Origin of the sequence: Burkholderia sp. Ac-20344, from assembly GCF_017104975.1 — a bacterium.
Taxonomy (GTDB): Bacteria; Pseudomonadota; Gammaproteobacteria; order Burkholderiales; family Burkholderiaceae; genus Burkholderia.
Genome location: NZ_JAAGPP010000173.1, coordinates 1 through 16,809 on the forward strand (window position 1 = coordinate 1; position 16,809 = coordinate 16,809).

A 16,809-nucleotide genomic window follows, 5' to 3' on the forward strand; every position below is an offset into this window, starting at 1 on the left:
TCCGCCTGAAGGGGCGGACGCGGTGCGTGCGGAGGGAGCGTGTTCGATCGTCGACATCGCGTCACCCCAGCACGTTCGCATAGACCTGCTGCGCGAAGCGCTGCGGATCGGTGCTCTTCTTCAGCACGCTGATGCGGCGGAAATCGTCCGCATAGAACGCGATTTCCTGCTGCAGGTCGACGTTGGTCGGATGGTGCGTGTAGGTGAGCGTCGCGTAGAGCTTGCGCAGATCGTCGGGGCTGATCTTCGGCGAATACTTCGCGAACACCTTCGCGGCTTCGTTCGGGTTGTCGTGCGTGAATTCGGTGGCCTGCACGATCGAGCGCGCGAGTGCGGCGGCCGACGGCCGGTCGTTGCGCACGAGGTCGCCGCGTGCGCCGATCACGCAGCACACCTTGCGCGCGTATTCGCCGGACAGGTTCGTCGCCAGTTCGGTGTACGCGCCGTTGCTGCGCTTCTCGAGCAGATAGAGGTTCGGGTCGCCGTCGGCGATCGCGTGGATCTCGCCCTTGTCGACCGCGACGCCGAGCAGGTCGGCCGGATACTGCCGCCACGTGATGTCGCGCTCGGGATCGATTCCATTCTTCGCGAGCAGGATCGAGAAGAAATGCTTGCCGGGCGCGGCCAGATCGCTGACGCCGACCGTCTTGCCCTTCAGCGCCTGCAGCGTCGTCACGCCGGCCGCCTTCGCGCCGACGAGCCGCACGCAGCCGCCGTGCGAGCTGCCGATGATCTTCACGTCGAAACCGGCTTCGAGCGGCTTCAGCCAGCGGTGGATCATCCCGACCGCCGCATCGGCCTTGCCGGTCGCGATCGATTCGAGCAGCTGGTCGGTCGACCCGCTGTAGTTGATCAGTTCGACTTTCAGGCCGTTCTTCTCGAAGAAGCCGCGCTCCTGCGCGACGACGATCGGCGTCAGGCAGAACGCGTTCTGGTTCCACGCGAACGTGAGCTTTTTCAGCGGCGGCGCCGACCAGGCCTTGCGGCCCAGCGTGATCGCGGGCGCGGCGAGCGCGACGGCGCCGGCGGCGCGCAACAGCTTGCGGCGTGTGTCGTCGTGCGCGTCGGCGGGTGCGGGTGCGGTGGTTCGGGTCATGTAGTCGGTCTCCGGTCGTGCGGAAAGGCGCTCAGTCGAGCAGGTCGGGTTCGTCGGCGACGACGCGCGCGAACAGGCTGTCGAACGCATGCAGCGCGCCTTCGGGGCCGCCGATCTGGCCGTGCGTGTGGCGCGCGGTCGCGTGATCGATCGGCTGCGGCGTGCCCGCCGCCTCGGCCAGCAACTGCGTGTGCGCGGCGTTGTCGAGCGCGATGTACCACCACGCGGCGGCCTCGACCGTCGGGCCGGCGGTCAGGATCCCGTGGTTCTTCAGGATCACGCCTTTGTGCGTGGTGCCGTCCGGCTTCTCGAGCGCCTCTGCGATCCGTGCGCCTTCGCTCGTGTCGACGACCATCCCCGTGAAGTCGTCGAACAGCGCGTGGTCTTCGTAGAACACGCATGCGTCCTGCGTGAGCGGATCGAGCGGGCGCCCGAGCGTCGACCACGCCTTGCCGTACGTCGAGTGCGTATGCGCGGCGGCGACGATGTGCGGATGCGCTTCGTGGATCGCCGCATGGATCGCGAATGCGGCCTTGTTCAGCGGCCGCGTGCCGATCGCGGTTTCGCCGCGCGCGTTGACGAGCAGCAGGTCGGACACCTTGATCTGCGAGAAATGCACGCCGAGCGGGTTCACCCAGAAGTGATCGGGCAGTTCGGGGTCGCGTGCGGTGATGTGGCCGGCGAGCCCCTGTGCAAAGCCGAAGCGTGCGAACAGGCGGAACGCGGCCGCGAGCCGCTCCTGACGGTGACGGCGCTCGGCAGCGACGTCGACGCGCGGTGCCGGCGGATCGAACCAGAAATGCTGGCGCGGCGACGCGGCGAGCGTAAGGCCCGACGCAGTGCGTTCGGGCGTGGACAGAACGGCGGACATCGTATGGGTCTCCCTGGTGGCGTCAGGCGGCGCGGCGCGCCGCGTCGCGTGCAGCGACGGCGCTGCGCACGCGCGGAATCAGTTCGCGGCCGTAGTCGATCGCGTCTTCCAGCGGATCGAAGCCGCGGATCAGGAACGTCGTGACGCCGAGGTCGTAGTAGTCGAGCAGCGCGTCGGCGACCTGTTCGGGCGTGCCGACCAGTGCCGTCGAATTCGAACGCGCGCCGGTGAGCTTCGCGATCTCGGTCCACAGCCGCTTGTCGACGCGCGAGCCGCGTTCGGCCGCGGCGAGCAGGCGGCGCGCGCCTTCGCTCTGCTGCGGGCCGCCGGCGCCGAGCCCGGCCGCTTCGCGCAGCCGGCGCGTTTCGTCGAGGATGCGATGCGCGCGCGCCCACGCTTCGTCTTCCGTCGCGGCGAGGATCGGGCGGAACGACACGGAGAAGCGCACCTGCCGGCCGTGCTTCGCGGCTTCGGCGCGCACGCGTGTCGTCAGGTCGCGCACCTGGTCGAGCGATTCGCCCCACAGCGCGTAGACGTCCGCGTGCTTGCCGGCCACGGCGAGCGCGGCTTCCGATGCGCCGCCGAAATAGATCGGCACATGCGGCTGCTGGAACGGTTTCACTTCCGAAAAGCCCTGCTTGAACCGGTAGTGCGTGCCGTCGTGATCGAACGGCTGCGCTTCGGTCCAGATCCGCCGCAGGATGCCGAGGTATTCGTCGGTGCGCGCATAGCGCGCATCGTGGTCGAGGAAATCGCCGTCGCGCTGCTGTTCGCTGTCCGAGCCGCCGGAGATGAAGTGCACGGCGAGCCGGCCGCGGCTGAACTGGTCGAGCGTCGCGATCTGCCGCGCGGCGAGCGTCGGCGCGGTGAAGCCCGGACGATGCGCGAGCATGAAGTGGATGCGTTCGGTCGCGGCCGCCGCGAACGCGATCGTCAGCGTGGCCGACGGGCCGGTCGAGTGGTGCGGCACGAGGATCCGGTCGAAGCCGGCCGTCTCGTGGGCGCGCGCAAAGTCGCGCACGTAGTCGGGGTCGACGACAGGGCCGGACGCCGGGTGGATTTCCGACTGCTTCTGGCTCTGGATCATGCCGATGAATTCGACGCTCATCTGGGTCTCCGGTGCAGGGACGTCCCGGCGCACGGCCGGGCAGGAATGGAGCGCAGGTTAACGCCGCGATCATGCGAAATGGAAATAATCAATCCCGATTTGAATATCAGATTTGCATGGTTTGAGTGGGGGTGCGCTGCGCATACGCTGTGGGCTCACGAACGATCGGGCGCGCGTTCCAGATCGCCGACTTCATGCGAAACCGCGCCGCGTGGCGATCGATTGCCGCTTGTTGCGGCTTTTGCCGCGGTTGCCGCCTTTCCGTATTACCCAGGGAATCCGTTTCGATGTCCGCCAGCCTTGCTGTTTCCTCGCCGTCGCCGCAGCCGCGTTCGCTGCACCTCCTGCCCACCGACGATGCCGACGACGCACGCGTCGCCGCGCTGCTCGACCGCCTCGCGCCGGAGCTGGCCGCGGATGCGGCGCGCAACGACGCCGACGGCCGCTTCCCGCACGAGAACTTCGCGCGGCTGCATCGTGCGGGGCTGATCGCGCAGGTCGTGCCGCGCGAGCATGGCGGCGCCGGTGCGACGCTCGCGCAGGCGAGCCGGATCGTGGCCGCCGTCGCGCGGGCCGATCCGGCGACCGCGCTGGTGCTGACGATGACCTATCTGCAGCATCGCGCGCTCGCTCGCGCCGACAACCGCTGGCCTGCGCAAGTGCGGCGCGCGGTGTTCGACAGCGCGGTCACGCACGGTGCGCTGATCAACGCGCTGCGCGTCGAGCCTGCGCTCGGTTCGCCGTCGCGCGGCGGCCTGCCGGAAACCATTGCACGGCGCGACGGCGACGGCGACGGCTGGTGGCTGTCCGGCCACAAGCTGTACAGCACCGGGATTCCGGCGCTGCGCTGGCTGGCCGTATGGGCGCGCACCGATGAACCGGCGCCGCGGGTCGGCGTGTTTCTGGTGCCGCGCGACCGCGATGCGGATGGCGATCGCATCCGTGTGATCGAAAGCTGGAATCACCTCGGCCTGCGTGCGTCAGGCAGCCACGAGGTCGTGTTCGACGACGTGCGGCTGCCGGCCGATCATGCGGTCGACGTACGCGCGCCGGAGGCATGGGCCGTGTCGGCCGCGACCCATGCGGATGCCGATGCGCAGGCCGACCAGCAGGCGTGGATGGTCGCGCTGCTCGGCAGCCTCTACGACGCGGTGGCACGTGCGTCGCGCGACTGGCTGGTCGAATTTGCAACGACGCGCGCGCCGAGCGGGCTGGGCGCACCGCTCGCGACGCTGCCGCGCGTGCAGGAATCGGTCGGTGAAATCGAGGGCTGGCTGCATGCGAACCGCGTGCTGCTCGACGATCACGTCGCGCGCACCGACGCGGGCAATGCACCGACGGTCACGACGAGCGGCCTCGTCAAGCGCACCGTGACCGAGCACGCGATCCGTGTGGTCGAGCAGGCGCTGAAGCTGTCGGGTAATCACGGGCTGAGTCGCGCCAATCCGCTCGAACGCCACTATCGCGACGTGCTGTGCAGCCGCGTACATACGCCGCAGGACGATGCGATCGCGGTGGCGGCCGGTCGTGCGGTGCTCGAAGCGGCGAGCCGCGGAAACACGAAGGTGGAGACGGGCGGGGCGTCGGTCGACGAGACCGAACGCGGCCGCAGCGATGCGTGAGCGGAGCCGGGCCGGCGCGGGCGTCGATCGGGCGGCGCGATGCCTTCGCCGCCCGGTACGGTCACGCAGCCTTGCCGTGCGTCTGCTCGGGCAACGCGAACGCCGTGCGCGCATGCGCGGCAATGGCTGCGAGCGGCGCGTCGAAGCGGGCCGCATCGTGCCGGCGCAACAGCCACAGATCGATCTGCGGCTTGAAATCGGCGAGCGGCACGATGTCGAGCGCATCGCGCAGCGGGCTGCCTTCGACGAGCGGCAGCGGCATCAGCCCGATGCCGAAGCCGTTCGCGACGCTCTGCAGTTGCAGGTCGCGGCCATAGGTGTCGAGCGTGACCGGCATCGGCAGGCCCTGCGCGTCGAGCGCGCGCCGCAGGCCTGCGCGAAAGCCGCAGCCGTCCGGATTGAGCACCCAGCCGTGTGCATGGCAATCGGCGAGCCGGTAGCTGCGGCGCGGCCAGTCGCCCTTGCGGCCGACCGCGACGAGCCGCGTGGCCAGCAGCCGTTCGCCCTCGACCTGCGCCGGCAGCACCATCTCGCGCGCGAGGAACACGAGTGCCGCATCGAGTTCGCGGCGGCCGACGCGCTCGACGAGCATGCCGCCCCACGCGGTCGTGACCTGCGTCGCGAGCGCGGGCCACTGCGCGCCGAGTTCGGCGATCAGCGCGGGCAGCATCAGCTCGCCGAGGCCCTGCGTGAGCCCGATCCGGAATTCGCCGGCGGGCGGCTGCTCGCCGGCCGTCAGCTCGCGCAGCGCATCCACTTCGCGCAGGATCGCGCGACACTGCTCGAAGACCTGCCGGCCGATGTCGGTCGGGCGCGGCGGCTTCGTGTTGCGATCGAGCAGGGTCACGCCGAGCGCTTCCTCGAGATTCTGGACGCGCCGCGTGATCGCGGGCTGCGTCATCCCGAGCTCGGCCGCGGCCTGGCTCAGGGTCTGGCAGCGGACGACCGCTGCAAAAGCATCGATATCGCTAATTTTCATGTTTGTTCTGCATGGTCTTTCGGGTGCATCATGACGATCCATCATATTCGGCATCATATTCGAGGAGCCAGCCGATGAGTACGCTTTCGTTGCATCAGACGCCGCTGCGTCCGTTCGTCGACGGTCTGGGCGCGCTGCTCGCGTCCGGCGCGAACGAGGCGCGCATCCTCGACGAGGGCGGCGCGCTGCTCGCCGCGCTCGTCGAACACGACGACTGGCTGCCCGACGCATTCGCGCAGCCCGACCCCGCGCGCTATCGGCAATACCTGCTGCATCTCGACCCGGACGAGCGGTTCTCGGTCGTCAGCTTCGTATGGGGGCCCGGCCAGACGACGCCGATCCACAACCACACGGTGTGGGGGCTGATCGGGATGCTGCGCGGCGGCGAATTCTCGCAGCCGTACCGGTTCGACCCGGCGGGCCGGCCGGTGCCGTCCGGCGAAGCCGTGCGGCTGCAGCCGGGCGAAATCGAGGCCGTGTCGCCGCGCATCGGCGACGTCCACCGCGTGACCAACGCGTTCGACGATCAGGTATCGATCAGCATCCACGTGTACGGCGCGAACATCGGCAAGGTCGAGCGCGCGGTGTACCTGGACGACGGCACCGTGAAGCCCTTCGTGTCGGGCTATTCGAACGCCTGATGCAACGCCCGCCGGGGCGGCTGTTTGCCGGCACGCGCCGGCGGGCCCAGGATTCATCCGTTCCGCTTTCTTCACCGACTTCAACGCATTCAAGACAGAGACATCGTGACGCAATCCGCCGATTCCCCCTCCCGCTTTCCCGTCGCGTCGTACCAGGACGTGCGCGCACGCCTGCTTGCCCGCGACGAGATCGCACTGATCGACGTACGCGAGGAAGATCCGTACGCGCAGGGCCACCCGCTGTGGGCCGCCAACTTTCCGCTGTCGAAACTCGAACTCGACGCGTGGACGCGGATTCCGCGCCGCGACACGCCGATCGTCGTGTTCGGCGAAGCGGGCAGCGAGGATCTCGCGCCGCGCGCGGCCGCGAAGCTCGCGCAACTCGGCTACACCGACGTGCGGCTGCTCGACGGCGGCCTCGCGGGCTGGCTCGCCGCGGGCGGCGAACTGTTCATCGACGTGAACGTGCCGAGCAAGTCGTTCGGCGAATGGGTCGAGGCCGAGCGGCACACGCCGTCGCTGTCCGCGCAGGAGGTGCAGGCGCTGATCGACGCGAAGGCCGACGTCGTGATCGTCGATGCGCGCCGTTTCGACGAATACCAGACGATGAACATCCCGACTTCGACGAGCGTGCCGGGTGCGGAACTCGTGCTGCGCGTGCGCGCACTCGCGCCGAACCCGGCGACGCAGGTGATCGTCAATTGCGCGGGCCGTACGCGCAGCATCATCGGCACGCAATCGCTCGTCAACGCGGGGCTGCCGAATCCGGTCGCCGCGCTGCGCAACGGCACGATCGGCTGGACGCTCGCGGGCCAGACGCTCGAGCGGGGCGCCGCGCGACGCTTTCCGGCCGACATCGACGCGACACAGCGCGCCGACGCACGCCAGGCGGCGCGCGCGGTGGCCGAACGCGCGGGCGTGCCGCGCATCGCGCTCGCGGAGGTTGCCAAGCTCGACGAGCCGGGCCGCACGCTGTACCGCTTCGACGTGCGCACGCCGGAGGAGTACGAAGCCGGCCATCTGCCGGGCTTCCTGAGCACGCCGGGCGGCCAGCTCGTGCAGGAGACCGATCATCACGCGGCCGTGCGCGGTGCGCGGATCGTGCTCGTCGACGACGATGGCGTGCGTGCCGACATGACCGCGTCGTGGCTCGCGCAGATGGGCTGGGACGTGCGCGTCGTCGAACCGGAGGACGGTACGGTGAAGTTCGGCGAGCGCGGCCAGCCGCCGCGCGACGTGCCGGCGACGCCGACCGTGACGGACGTATCGCCCGCGACGCTCGCGGGATGGCTGAAGGAGGCCGTGCCGGGCGAGCTTGCGATCGTCGACGTGACGGCCAGCGCGAACTACGTGAAGCGCCATGTCCCGGGCGCGTGGTTCGCCGTGCGTGCGCAGCTGCGCGACGCGCTCGCGGCGATTCCGCCCGCGAAGCGCTATGTGTTCACGTGCGGGTCGAGCCTGCTGGCGCGGTTTGCGGCGGACGATGCGCGCGCGCTGCTGCCGGCTTCGGCTGAAATCTCGGTGCTGACCGGTGGAACGGCCGCGTGGATCGAGGCCGGGCTGCCGCTCGAAAGCGGCGAGACGCGTCTGGCGTCATCGCGCGTGGATCGCTACCGGCGCCCGTACGAAGGCACCGACAACGCAGCGGTCGCGATGCAGGCGTATCTCGACTGGGAGTACGGGCTGGTCGATCAGTTGAAGCGGGACGGCACGCATCACTTCAACGTGATCTGATCGATGCGGCGCAGCCGGGCGCGGCGGCACACAACACAGTGCGCCGCGCCGGGCTGCCGTACTTCGGGCACGTTCGGCGCGATCAGCGCTTGAACGTATCGACGGCCGTGCGGCCGACGGCCGGATCGTCGGTGAAGAAGCCGTCGATGCCCGCGCGCAGGTACGCCTGGATCTCGCGCACCGAGCCGGCGGTGTTGCGCGTGGCCGGCGTGCCGCCATCCTTCAGCGACGCGGGCAGGAAGTTGTTCTCCGGGCGGAACGTGTACGGATGCACGACGAGGCCGGCTTCGTGCGCGTAGCGCACGTACGGCGTCGGCTGCTGCAGCGTGCCGTCCGCGGCGACCGCGATGATCGACGTCTTGTACGGGCCGACGCCGTTCGCATAGGTCGCAACCTCGCGCATGCCGTCGCGCGTCGACAGGTCGCCGTAGGTGCGCTTGTCGTTTGCCTTCACGAAGTCGTACGGGCGCTGGCCGGCTTCGTCCATCAACTGCACGAGCTTCCAGTTCGGCTGGCTCGACTTGATCCGGTTGCGGATCGTCTTCAGGTTCGCGACCTCGAACGACTGGATGTAGACGGTCGCCGTGCGCGCCGTGTACGAATCTTTCAGCAGTGCATCGACGAGACGGTCCTCGAGCGGCAGGCCGATCGACTGGAAGTAGGTCGGATGCTTGGTTTCCGGATACAGGTGGATCGTGCGGCCGGTCTGCGCGGACATCTGCTTCGCCAACGCAACGATCTCGTCGAACGTCGGAATCTCGAACTGGTCGTTGTACGCGGTGTTCGCGGGGCGGACCTGCGGAATGCGCTCGCGGGCGCGCAGCGTCTTCAACTCGGCGAGCGTGAAATCCTCGGTGAACCAGCCTGTCAGTTCCGTACCGTCGATCGTCTTGGTTGCCTTGCGGCTCGCGAACTGCGGCAGCGTCGACACGTTCGTCGTGCCCGAGATCTCGTTCTCGTGACGCGCGACGAGCACGCCGTCGCGGGTCGACACGAGGTCGGGCTCGATCACGTCGGCGCCGTCCTCGATCGCCTTGCGGTACGACGCGAGCGTGTGTTCGGGGCGCAGCGCGCTCGCGCCGCGATGGCCGACCACCTGGACCTTCGCGGAAATCGGCTGGGTGGGATCGGACGCGACGTCGTCGTCGCCGCCGCACGCGGCGAGCAGGAACGCGGCGGCACAGGCGAACGGGACGTAGCGCAGGGAGGTCGGGCGTTTGAAGAGCATGTCGGTGAACCTTCGAAACGAGAGTCGGAAAGGGGCGGTCGCTCCGGCGGTGCGGCGGTCGCGCCGTGTCGCACGGAGTCGAACGGGACGGGATCGTCGCACCGAATAATTACATATGTATTACTTCAGCCTTTCCATTCGGTATTTTCAGGGCGCGATGCGCTCGGCGAGGCGGTTGGCCGCGGCCTGATGCGAGCTGCATCCGGCCCGTCTCAGGCAGGCCGCGAGCCGGATGCACTAAACTTGCGGGAATTTTGCATCGCCGCGCCGGGGCCGACGCCCGCCTGGCGCGACGATGCGGCGACTCGCGGGCCGGCGCGGGCGCCCGGCGCCCGTGTGCGTCCGGGGCCCGCGCCGGCCGATTTTTCCCGACCCATGACGACTCGAACCGATTCCGCCTACCTGCTCGGCGACCTGCTGAAGAACGTTTCCCGCTCCTTCTACCTGACGCTGCGTGTGCTGCCCGACGGCATGCGCGACCCGGTCGGCCTCGCGTACCTGCTGGCGCGCGCGGCCGACACGATCGCCGACACGGCGCTCGTCGCACCCGATCGCCGGGCGGCGTTGCTGACCGACCTGCGCGACGAGATCGAGCGGCTCGGCGATGGCGCCGCGCTGTCGCGCGCGCTCGAGGACGTGACGCGGATGCAGACCGATTCGCACGAACACGTGCTGCTCGGCTCGATGGAGCCGATGCTCGCGCTGCTGCGCGCGCAGCCGGACGCCGATCGCGCATCGATCCGCAAGGTCGTCGCGACGCTGACGGCGGGGATGGTATTCGACCTGCGCACGTTCCCCGACGAGCAGTCGGGGCGGGTCGCGTCGCTGCCGACGCGCGGCGAACTCGACCGCTACACGTATCTCGTCGCCGGCTGCGTGGGCGAGTTCTGGACCGACATGACGGGCATGCACACGCCGGCCGCGCGCGGCTGGAACCTGCCGGACATGTGCGAGAAGGGCATTCGCTTCGGCAAGGCGCTGCAGATGACCAACATCCTGCGTGACTGCGGGAAGGATCTGCGCATCGGCCGCTGCTACCTGCCGGACGACGTGCTGGGCGCGCACGGGCTTGGCGTCGCCGATCTGATGTCACCCGATGCGTCGGCGCGCGCGCGCGGCGTACTCGTGGATCTGCTGCGCGTGACGCTCGACCAGTATCGCGATGCGTGCCTCTATACGCTCGCGATTCCGCGCCGCTTCGTGCGGCTGCGGCTCGCGTGCCTGTGGCCGATCATGATCGGCCTCGAAACGCTCGAGCTGCTGGCCGGCCACGACGCGTGGCTCGATCCGTCGAAGCCGGCCAAGGTGCCGAGAAAGCGCGTCTACCGGATCATGGCGTCGTCGCTTGCGCTGGTCGGCTCGAACGCCTTGATCCGCGCGCGCATGACCGCGCTCGCCGATGCCGTGAGCGCGCATCTCGTGCAGCCGGCCACGCGCTGAATCGTACTGAACGACGCCGGCGCGACAGGTGCCGGCGTCGCCCCTCGGCCCGCGTTCGCCGGGCCACGCCCAATCATCTCCCGACCTCGACTAAAACGTTTTCATTATTTCGTGTCGCGAAACGTGGGTGTCATGAACGTCAGCGATCCTGCGCGGCGGCGTGAATCGTGGCGTCAGCCTCGGTCGCGCATTCGTAAGATGTATGTCGCCAAAGGCATCTGACAACATCCGACGGGCGTGTTGCACCAGTAAAAATGTAAAGCTAGGGTTTTCACCGGGAAATGCCGGAAATGTCCGCAGCGTAAGCGTTTTCAGGTGTTATGTAACTGCTTGGTGAACCCGTGCGTTGCGTCGATCATACGATGACCGACGGCGCATATTGGGAAATGATCGGTAATCCGTCAGAATCGCGTCGGCATGTACTCGCACATGTGTCAGTCATAAAACCACACCAGAAAAGAAATCATTCTTTGAGGACGGAGAATCAATGAAAAAGCGCGTCGCTTTCGCCATGACGGCAGCGGGCCTTGCAGCCGCTACCGCCGCCCACGCCCAGAGCAGCGTGACCCTGTACGGTATCGTCGACAACGGTATCGCTTACCAGAACAACTCGTCGGCAGTCGGTGCGACCACGGGTGGTCACTCGAAGGTGCAAATGTCCACCGGCGTGTGGGCAGGCAGCCGCTTCGGCCTGAAGGGCAGCGAAGATCTCGGCGGCGGCACGAAGGCGATTTTCCAGTTGGAAGCCGGCGTCAACACGGCTAACGGCTCGTCGCAGTGGACCAACGGCATCTTCACGCGTCAGGCGTGGGTCGGTATGACCAACGCAACGTACGGTACGCTGACGGCCGGCCGCCAGTACACCGCGTACTACACGCTGCTGTCGCCGTACAGCCCGACGACCTGGCTGACCGGCTACTACGGCGCGCACCCGGGCGATATCGATTCGCTGGATACCAGCTACCGTGCGAACAACTCGCTCGTCTACATGTCGCCGAAGTTCTACGGCTTCACGGTCGGCGGTTCGTACTCGTTCGGCGGCGTCGCAGGCGCGACGAACCGCGGCTCGACGTGGAGCGCGGCGATCCAGTACCTGAACGGCCCGGCAGGCATCGCAGTCGGCTACCAGAAGGTCAACAACGCGACGCTCGGCGGCGGCGTGTGGGGCGCGAACTCGACGGTCCAGAACGGCCTCGATTCGAGCGGCAACGGTGCGGAACCGGCCGTGTCGTCGATCAACAACGGCTACAGGTTCGCGCAGTCGCAGCAGCGTATTGCGGTGACGGCCGGTTACCAGTTCACGCCGGCGTGGGACATCTCGGCGTCGTACTCGAACGTCCAGTACGTCCCGGGCACGGGTTCGGGCTTCAAGAACACGGCAATCTTCAACACGGCAGGCGTCGTGCTGCACTGGAAGGCAGCGGCTCAGTGGGACTTCGCAGCGGGCTACTCGTACACGGCGGCAACGCAGTCGAACGGTATCTCGAGCTCGGCGAAGTACCATCAGGCCACGCTGTCGCAGTACTACAGCCTGTCGAAGCGTACGGGCCTGTACGCAGTTGAGGCTTACCAGCACGCCAGCGGCAACACGCTGACCCCGACGGGCGGCATCATCGCCGCTACGACGTCGATCGGCGACGGCGTGGGCGCAGGTTCGAAGCAGAACCAGATCGGCGTAGGCGTCGGCATGATCCACCGCTTCTGATGTCGCTCGGCGCGCGAGCGCCGCTTGCGGCATGCGGTTGAAGAACCGGCCTTCGGGCCGGTTTTTTTGTTTGCGATACGCGTGGCGTGTATTCCGGTGCCGTCGCCGGCCGGCATCGACCGGATGCGGACGGCGACGAAAGCCGCACCTGACAAGCACGCCGCTCATGCGGTACCGGCGCGCAGACGGCAGCATCCGGCTCGTGCCAACGTCGTCCAGCCGGTTACTCCACCGCGTCATCCGTCCAGCTTCCCGCCAGCGCCTGAAACAGCGCCGCCGTATCGGCGAGCCGGTCGGCCTGTGCGCGCGTACGATCGAGCGCCGTCTGAAGCGCCTGCCGCTGCGCGTCGAGCAAGTCGAACGTGCTGATCCCGCCCGCCGCGTAACGGTCGCCGGCAATCCTGTTGCTGGCCGCCGCTTCCTGCGCGGCGGTGTCTCTCGCCTGCAGTGCAGCCGCATCGTGTTCGACCGCGCGCATTGCATCGGCCACCTGCTGCAGCGCTTCGAGCACGGTTTCCCGGTAACTCGCGAAGGCCGCGTCGTACGCCGCTTCGGCCGCACGTTTCTTCGCGCGCAGCTCGCCGCCGTGAAAGAGCGGTTGCGTCAGGCCGAGGCCGACATTCCACACATTGAGCCCGCTCACGAGATCCGCGATGCGCGTGCGCTCCGAGCCGATTCCCGCCGAAATCGAAAAGCGCGGATACAGGTTCGCGGTGGCCACCCCGACGTTCGCACTCGCCTGATGCAGCACGGCTTCGGCTGCGCGAATGTCGGGCCGTTCGCGCGCGAGCGTCGATGGCAACGCGACGGGCAGCGTGCGCGGCAGCACGAGCGCATCGAGCGTGAGGTCGGGCAACACGGCATCGGAAGGCGGCGCGCCGAGCAGGATCGCGAGCCGGTGGCCGGACTGTGCGACGCGGGCCTCGAGCGGTGGCAGCGACGCCCGGGTCTGCGCGAGCAGTGCGCGTTGCGCATGCACGTCGGCCTGCGATACGCCGCCCGCCGCGAAGCGCGCTTCGACGATGCGCAACTGCTGCGCCTGCGCGTCGACCAGCTGCCGCGTGAGCGCGACCTGCTGCGCGAGCGACGCGCGCAGGATTGCGGTCGCGACGACGTTGCCCGCGAGTGTCAGGCGCGCGGCGTCGAGCGTGTACGCCTGGTAGTCGACCTGCGCGCGCAGCGCTTCGAGCGCGCGCCGGTTGCCGCCGAACACGTCAAGCACGTACGACACGCTCACCGACGCGTTGTACAGCGTGAACGGCCCGGGATTCGGCACGTTGGCCGGCAACCCGAATGCGGTGGTGTCGACTTGCTCGCGCGTGGCGGACAGCTTCGCGTCGATGCTCGGCAGCATCGTCGCGCCGGCTTCGGCCGCCTGGTTCTGCCGCGCCTCGTCGAGTCGCGCGCGGGCCTCGGCAAGCGTCGGGCTGTTGTGCCACGCGGTATCGACGAGCCGGTTCAGCGGTTCGGAGCCGAACTCCGTCCACCAGTGCTGCGGTGTATGCGTGGCCGATGCGAACGCCTGCGCGTCGCCGGCCGGGCCGGCGGTGGCGGCCGTCGTCGCGGGCGGCTCGCCGCGCGTGTAGTGCTGCGTGGCAGGCGCATCCGGCGCGTGGAAATCTGGCCCGACCGCGCATCCGGCGACGAGCAGCGCGGCCGCGGCCAGCGTGCAGCCGCGGGCGGCGTGGGAGGAGCGACGCGAAGCCGGTTTCATCGCGCGGCGCCTAATCGAGCGTGCGCCGGTAGAAGCGCAGAGCGATGCCCATCACGACGACGGTGAACAGCGCGATCGGCCACACGGATGGCCACAGGTCGCTCCAGCTGTTGCCTTTTAGCAGGATGCCGCGCACGAGGCGGTTGAAGTAGGTGAGCGGCAGCAGGTTGCCGATGAACTGCGCCCACTTCGGCATTCCGGCGAACGGGAACATGAAGCCCGACAGCAGGATGTTCGGCAGGAAGTAGAACACCGCGAGCTGCATCGCCTGCAACTGGTTCTGCGCGAGCGACGACAGCGTGATGCCGACCGTCAGGTTCGCGGCGATGAACAGCAGCGCGGACAGGTAGATCGCGAACACGCCGCCGACGAACGGCACGTCGAACACGAACCGCGCCGCGGCGACGATGATCGACACCTGGATCAGCCCGATCAGCACGTACGGGACGATCTTGCCCGTCATCACCTCGAGCGGGCGCACGGGCGTCGCGAGCAGGTTCTCCATCGTGCCGCGCTCGCGTTCGCGCGTGATCGCGAGGCCCGTCATCATCACCATCGTCATCGTCAGGATCACGCCCATCAGGCCCGGCACGACGTTGTACTGCGTGATGCCTTCGGGGTTGTAGAGCCGGTGCAGCACGACGTCGAACGCGGCCGGACGGCCGTTCAGGTACGCGAGCGGCCCCGTCAGGTCCTTGTCCGCGACGGGCTGCACGAGGCCCGGCAGCGCGCCGATCGCCGACGCGGTCGCGACGGGATCGGTCGCGTCCGCCTCGACGAGCAGCGACGGGCGCTCGCCGCGCAGCAGCCGCCGCGAGAAATCGGCCGGCACGTTCAGCACGAACTGCACGTCGCCGCGTGCGAGCGCACGGCGGCCGGCCGCCTCGTCGGGCAGCGTCTCGACGATGTCGAAGTACGCGGAATTGCGCATCGCGGCGATGAAGCTGCGTGCGAACGGGCTCGCGTCGGCGACGATCACCGCGGTCGGCAGGTGCTTCGGATCGGTATTGATCGCGAAGCCGAACAGCGTGAGCTGGATGATCGGTACGCCGACGATCATCGCGAACGTCACGCGGTCGCGCCGCAGCTGCAGGAATTCCTTCAGCACGATGCTCCACCAGCGTGCGACCGAGAACGCGTCGCGCAGGCGCGCCCACGCGTTCATGACGACGCTCCGCCGGGCGGCGCGGAGGCGCGGCCCATCATGTAAATGAAGACGTCCTCGAGCCCGGTGTCGATCGGCGCGACCTGCAGCGCGGCGGGCCCGCCGGCCTGTGCCTCGACCTGCGCAAGCGTCGCGTCGAGCAGCGTGCGATCGCGGCCGCTCACATGCAGCGCCGAGCCGAACACGACCGTCTGGTCGACGCCCGGCATCGTGCGCAGCCGAGCGGATAGTTCGCTCAGGTGCGCGCCGGTGATCGCGCGGGTCGTGAGCCCCTGCGACGCGACGATCTCCGCGGACGTACCCTGCGCGAGCAGCTCGCCGTACGCGATGTACGCGAGCTTGTGGCAGCGTTCGGCCTCGTCCATGTAGTGCGTGCTGACGAGCACCGAGATCCCTTGTGCCGCCAGCCGGTGCAGTTCTTCCCAGAAGTCGCGCCGCGCGGCCGGGTCGACACCGGCCGTGGGCTCGTCCAGCAGCAGCAGCGCGGGCTCGTGCAGCATGCAGGCGGCCAGCGCGAGGCGCTGCTTCCAGCCGCCCGACAGCGCTCCCGTGAGCTGGTCCGCGCGGCTCGCGAGGCCGAGCCCGTCGAGTGCGCGCGCGACGGCCGCCTTCCGGTCGGGCATCCCGTACACCCGGGCGACGAAGTCGAGGTTCTCGCGGATCGACAGGTCTTCCCAGTACGAGAAGCGCTGCGTCATGTAGCCGACGCGCCGCTTGATCTGCGCGCTGTCGCGCACGATGTCGTAGCCGAGGCAGGTGCCGCTGCCCGAGTCGGGGGTGAGCAGCCCGCACATCATCCGGATCGACGTGGTCTTGCCGCTGCCGTTCGGCCCGAGAAAGCCGAAGATCTCGCCGCGCGCGACGCGCAGCGATACGTCCTTCACGACATGCTTGTCGCCGAAGCGCTTGTTCAGGCGATCGACGTCGATCGCGTACGGTGCGGGCGGCGCGTTCATGGCACCCTCACGGCGACGGGCTGGCCCGGATGCAGCTTCGGCGCATCGGCGAGGGCGGGGCGCGCCTCGATCATGAACACGAGCTTGGTCCGGCTCTCGTTGCTGTAGATCACGGGCGGCGTGTATTCGGCCTCGCTCGACACGTAGGTGATGCGCGCGGGCACGTCGGCCGCACAGCCGTCGCAGTGGATCGCGACCGTGCGCCCGGGTGCGAGCGATGCGATCGCGGCCTCCGGCACGAAGAAGCGCACCTTCAGGTTTTGCGGCGGCAGCATCTGCACGACCGGATTGCCGGCCTGCACCCATTCGCCGACGCGGTACAGCGTGTCGTACACGCGCCCGGCGGCGGGCGCAGTGACGCGTTTCTGGTCGAGCTTCCATTGCGCCTCGGCGACTGCCGCCTGCGCGGCGTCGACCTGCGCGGCCTGCGCGTCGTAGCCGAGGCCGCACAGCACTTCGTCCGTATGCTCGCCGAGTTCAGGCCCGAGCCAGCGCGTTTCGCCGGGGGTGTCCGACAGCTTCGGCGTGATGTTCGGCAGCGGGATGTCGG

Annotated in this window: 14 protein-coding genes; 5 read left to right on the forward strand and 9 right to left on the reverse strand. The window is 68.7% G+C overall.

The window, feature by feature from the left end; all coding sequences use genetic code 11:
• Nucleotides 1-61: 61 nt before the first annotated feature.
• Genes G3N64_RS33925 through G3N64_RS33935 form a run of 3 tightly spaced genes read right to left on the reverse strand, consistent with a single transcriptional unit; the run spans nucleotide 62 to nucleotide 3,075 of the window.
• Nucleotides 62-1,096: an ABC transporter substrate-binding protein gene (locus G3N64_RS33925; RefSeq protein WP_205788060.1), complete on the reverse strand. Its 1,035-nt coding sequence runs from the start codon at nucleotides 1,094-1,096 to the stop codon at nucleotides 62-64.
• A gap of 31 nt (nucleotides 1,097-1,127) precedes the next feature.
• Entirely contained in the window at nucleotides 1,128-1,967 is an 840-nt protein-coding gene (locus G3N64_RS33930; RefSeq protein WP_205788061.1) for a class II aldolase/adducin family protein, read from the reverse strand.
• Between the two features lie 22 nt (nucleotides 1,968-1,989).
• A complete protein-coding gene (locus G3N64_RS33935; RefSeq protein WP_205788062.1) occupies nucleotides 1,990-3,075 on the reverse strand; it encodes an LLM class flavin-dependent oxidoreductase in 1,086 nt (361 codons plus the stop codon).
• A 287-nt stretch (nucleotides 3,076-3,362) separates the two neighbouring features.
• On the opposite strand from G3N64_RS33935, the gene G3N64_RS33940 reads away from it, so the two are divergent.
• On the forward strand, nucleotides 3,363-4,697 hold the full coding sequence (locus G3N64_RS33940; protein WP_205788063.1) for an acyl-CoA dehydrogenase family protein: 1,335 nt from the start codon (nucleotides 3,363-3,365) through the stop codon (nucleotides 4,695-4,697).
• 61 nt (nucleotides 4,698-4,758) lie between these two features.
• Here the strand turns inward: G3N64_RS33940 and G3N64_RS33945 are convergent, their stop codons facing one another.
• Entirely contained in the window at nucleotides 4,759-5,733 is a 975-nt protein-coding gene (locus tag G3N64_RS33945) for a LysR family transcriptional regulator (RefSeq protein ID WP_205788064.1), read from the reverse strand.
• A 17-nt stretch (nucleotides 5,734-5,750) separates the two neighbouring features.
• Between G3N64_RS33945 and G3N64_RS33950 the strand changes: the two genes are divergently transcribed.
• Together G3N64_RS33950 and G3N64_RS33955 are read left to right on the forward strand one after the other, a co-directional pair.
• Nucleotides 5,751-6,317 carry a cysteine dioxygenase gene (locus tag G3N64_RS33950; protein WP_205788065.1) on the forward strand — a complete coding sequence of 189 codons (567 nt, stop codon included), beginning with the start codon at nucleotides 5,751-5,753 and terminating at the stop codon, nucleotides 6,315-6,317.
• A gap of 105 nt (nucleotides 6,318-6,422) precedes the next feature.
• A complete protein-coding gene (locus G3N64_RS33955) occupies nucleotides 6,423-8,051 on the forward strand; it encodes a rhodanese-related sulfurtransferase (protein WP_205788066.1) in 1,629 nt (542 codons plus the stop codon).
• Nucleotides 8,052-8,133: 82 nt separating this feature from the next.
• Here G3N64_RS33955 and G3N64_RS33960 read toward each other — a convergent pair whose 3' ends face one another.
• Nucleotides 8,134-9,279: a glycerophosphodiester phosphodiesterase gene (locus G3N64_RS33960; RefSeq protein WP_205788067.1), complete on the reverse strand. Its 1,146-nt coding sequence runs from the start codon at nucleotides 9,277-9,279 to the stop codon at nucleotides 8,134-8,136.
• Nucleotides 9,280-9,654: 375 nt separating this feature from the next.
• Here G3N64_RS33960 and G3N64_RS33965 point away from each other — a divergent pair, with 375 nt between their 5' ends.
• Complete coding sequence (locus G3N64_RS33965) at nucleotides 9,655-10,719, forward strand: phytoene/squalene synthase family protein (RefSeq protein WP_205788068.1); 1,065 nt, start codon at nucleotides 9,655-9,657, stop codon at nucleotides 10,717-10,719.
• Nucleotides 10,720-11,206: 487 nt separating this feature from the next.
• On the forward strand, nucleotides 11,207-12,424 hold the full coding sequence (locus tag G3N64_RS33970) for a porin (protein ID WP_205788069.1): 1,218 nt from the start codon (nucleotides 11,207-11,209) through the stop codon (nucleotides 12,422-12,424).
• 223 nt (nucleotides 12,425-12,647) lie between these two features.
• Here G3N64_RS33970 and G3N64_RS33975 read toward each other — a convergent pair whose 3' ends face one another.
• The 4 genes from G3N64_RS33975 to G3N64_RS33990 all read right to left on the reverse strand — a co-directional run.
• Nucleotides 12,648-14,138 carry an efflux transporter outer membrane subunit gene (locus G3N64_RS33975; protein WP_205788070.1) on the reverse strand — a complete coding sequence of 497 codons (1,491 nt, stop codon included), beginning with the start codon at nucleotides 14,136-14,138 and terminating at the stop codon, nucleotides 12,648-12,650.
• Between the two features lie 10 nt (nucleotides 14,139-14,148).
• The gene (locus G3N64_RS33980) at nucleotides 14,149-15,303 is read right to left on the reverse strand and encodes an ABC transporter permease (protein ID WP_205788071.1); all 1,155 of its coding nucleotides are present in this window, start codon (nucleotides 15,301-15,303) and stop codon (nucleotides 14,149-14,151) included.
• Nucleotides 15,300-16,259, reverse strand: coding sequence for an ABC transporter ATP-binding protein (locus tag G3N64_RS33985; protein WP_205788072.1), 960 nt, complete (start codon nucleotides 16,257-16,259; stop codon nucleotides 15,300-15,302). The genes G3N64_RS33980 and G3N64_RS33985 overlap by 4 nt, the downstream gene beginning before the upstream one ends.
• The coding region (locus G3N64_RS33990; protein ID WP_241021347.1) for an HlyD family secretion protein at nucleotides 16,256-16,809 on the reverse strand (554 nt) is incomplete at its 5' end. The genes G3N64_RS33985 and G3N64_RS33990, both read right to left, overlap by 4 nt.